This is a genomic window from Achromobacter sp. D7-1 (assembly GCF_059760445.1).
Genome location: NZ_JCBAMT010000161.1, coordinates 1 through 3,419, shown reverse-complemented (window position 1 = coordinate 3,419; position 3,419 = coordinate 1). Strand labels below are relative to the sequence as shown.

Annotated in this window: 2 rRNA genes; both read right to left on the bottom strand. The window is 51.9% G+C overall.

Annotated features, from left to right (window positions below):
* Positions 1–11: 11 nt before the first annotated feature.
* A 5S ribosomal RNA gene (rrf, locus tag AC6LKD_RS32520) occupies positions 12–124 on the bottom strand.
* A 199-nt stretch (positions 125–323) separates the two neighbouring features.
* Positions 324–3,206: ribosomal RNA gene (locus tag AC6LKD_RS32515) — 23S ribosomal RNA — on the bottom strand.
* Positions 3,207–3,419 lie beyond the last annotated feature (213 nt).

Sequence of the window (3,419 nt, the reverse complement as noted above, 5' to 3'; positions counted from 1 at the left end):
GCGGAATAAAAGCTTGACGATGACCTACTTTCACAGACGTCCGTCCACTATCATCGGCGCAAAGTCGTTTCACTGTCCTGTTCGGGATGGGAAGGAGTGGGACCAACTCGCTATGGTCGTCAAGCGTAACTGGTTGAGCGGCTGCGGTGAGGCAACAGCTCCAATCTTGGAAGAAACACAACGCGTGGTGACCAGAGTCAGACTCGATGATCACGCACGGGGGGGTGTAATTGGTGTTGGCTGGCTGCTGACGGTGCAGCCAGATTTTGTATTGAACGACACTTGGAACGCTACATCACCAGGTCAATAACCATCAGTGTTATAGGATCAAGCCTCACGGGCAATTAGTATCGGTTAGCTTAACGCATTACTGCGCTTCCACACCCGACCTATCAACGTCCTGGTCTCGAACGACCCTTCAGGGGGATCAAGTCCCCGGGATACCTTATCTTCAGACGAGTTTCCCGCTTAGATGCCTTCAGCGGTTATCTCTTCCGTACTTAGCTACCCGGCAATGCCATTGGCATGACAACCGGTACACCAGAGGTACGTCCACTCCGGTCCTCTCGTACTAGGAGCAGGCTCCGTCAAGTATCCAACGCCCACGGCAGATAGGGACCAAACTGTCTCACGACGTTTTAAACCCAGCTCACGTACCTCTTTAAATGGCGAACAGCCATACCCTTGGGACCGGCTACAGCCCCAGGATGAGATGAGCCGACATCGAGGTGCCAAACACCGCCGTCGATATGAACTCTTGGGCGGTATCAGCCTGTTATCCCCAGAGTACCTTTTATCCGTTGAGCGATGGCCCTTCCATTCAGAACCACCGGATCACTATGTCCTGCTTTCGCACCTGTTCGACTTGTCAGTCTCACAGTCAAGCACGCTTATGCCATTGCACTATCAGCACGATTTCCGACCGTACCTAGCGTACCTTCGAACTCCTCCGTTACACTTTGGGAGGAGACCGCCCCAGTCAAACTGCCCACCATGCACTGTCCCCGATCCGGATAACGGACCAAGGTTAGAACCGCAAACAAACCAGGGTGGTATTTCAAGGATGGCTCCACGTGATCTAGCGACCACGCTTCAAAGCCTCCCACCTATCCTACACAGGCCGGTTCACAGATCAATGCAAAGCTACAGTAAAGGTTCATGGGGTCTTTCCGTCTAGCCGCGGGTAGATTGCATCATCACAAACACTTCAACTTCGCTGAGTCTCAGGAGGAGACAGTGTGGCCATCGTTACGCCATTCGTGCAGGTCGGAACTTACCCGACAAGGAATTTCGCTACCTTAGGACCGTTATAGTTACGGCCGCCGTTTACCGGGGCTTCGATCAAGAGCTTGCACCCCATCACTTAACCTTCCGGCACCGGGCAGGCGTCACACCCTATACGTCGACTTTCGTCTTTGCAGAGTGCTGTGTTTTTAATAAACAGTCGCAGCCACCGATTCTCTGCGACCCCATCATGCTAAGCGCGCAGGCGCTTCACACTACCGGGGTATACCTTCTCCCGAAGTTACGGTATCAATTTGCCGAGTTCCTTCTCCTGAGTTCTCTCAAGCGCCTTGGAATATTCATCCCGTCCACCTGTGTCGGTTTGCGGTACGGTCTCGTACAGCTGAAGCTTAGAGGCTTTTCTTGGAACCACTTCCAATCACTTCGCAAGCAATGCTCGCTCGTGCCACACCCTTGATTTACGCGCCCGGATTTGCCTAAGCGCCATCTTCGATGCAGCAACAGGGACATCCAACACCCTGATGATCTTCCGCGATCCGTCCCCCCATCGCACTGTACGACGGTACTGGAATATTAACCAGTTTCCCATCAGCTACGCATCTCTGCCTCGCCTTAGGGGCCGACTCACCCTGCGCCGATGAACGTTGCGCAGGAAACCTTGGACTTACGGCGAGGGGGCTTTTCACCCCCTTTATCGCTACTCATGTCAGCATTCGCACTTCTGATACCTCCAGCAGCCTTTACAAGCCACCTTCGCAGGCTTACAGAACGCTCTCCTACCGCGTGCACAAAGTGCACACCCGCAGCTTCGGTTTATCGCTTAGCCCCGTTACATCTTCCGCGCAGGACGACTCGATCAGTGAGCTATTACGCTTTCTTTAAAGGATGGCTGCTTCTAAGCCAACCTCCTGACTGTCTATGCCTTCCCACTTCGTTTCCCACTTAGCGATAATTCGGGACCTTAGCTGGCGGTCTGGGTTGTTTCCCTCTTGAGTCCGGACGTTAGCACCCGGTGCTCTGTCTCCCAAGCTGTACTTGCGGGTATTCGGAGTTTGCCATAGTTTGGTAAGTCGCCATGACCCCCTAGCTATAACAGTGCTCTACCCCCCGCAGTAATACTTGAGGCACTACCTAAATAGTTTTCGGAGAGAACCAGCTATTTCCAGATTTGTTTAGCCTTTCACCCCTATCCACAGCTCATCCCCTAATTTTTCAACATTAGTGGGTTCGGTCCTCCAGCACGTGTTACCGTGCCTTCAACCTGGCCATGGATAGATCATCTGGTTTCGGGTCTACACCCAGCGACTGAATCGCCCTATTCGGACTCGCTTTCGCTACGGCTTCCCTATTCGGTTAACCTTGCCACTGAATGTAAGTCGCTGACCCATTATACAAAAGGTACGCAGTCACCCCACAAGGAGGCTCCTACTGTTTGTATGCATACGGTTTCAGGATCTATTTCACTCCCCTTCCGGGGTTCTTTTCGCCTTTCCCTCACGGTACTGGTTCACTATCGGTCGATCACGAGTATTTAGCCTTGGAGGATGGTCCCCCCATCTTCAAACAGGATTTCACGTGTCCCGCCCTACTTGTCTTACGCTTAGTTCCACACACAAGATTTCGCCTACAGGGCTATCACCTGCTACGGCCGGACTTTCCATTCCGTTCGACTATCTTGCGTGCTAAAACGTAAAGGCTCTTCCGATTTCGCTCGCCACTACTTTCGGAATCTCGGTTGATTTCTTTTCCTCGAGCTACTGAGATGTTTCAGTTCACCCGGTTCGCTTCCACTGGCCTATGTATTCAGCCAGGGATACCGCATTGCTGCGGTGGGTTTCCCCATTCGGACATCTACGGATCAAAGCTTGTTTGCCAGCTCCCCGTAGCTTTTCGCAGGCTACTACGTCCTTCATCGCCTGTGATCGCCAAGGCATCCACCATATGCACTTAGTCGCTTGATCCTATAACGCTGTAGGCTATAGGACCTGAGTATTAGCGTTTGTGCCGTTCATAAGTTTCAAAGCAGTCTAGGGTTATTCACCCCAGTCTTGAGAACTTGGAACAAAATTAATGCAATCACAACCCGTACCTATCTTCATCGACTTGCGTCGAGTACTTGATAAGTACATTTTCGTTGTGCTTCTTCCAGATTGTTAAAGAACAAATATAGCTGT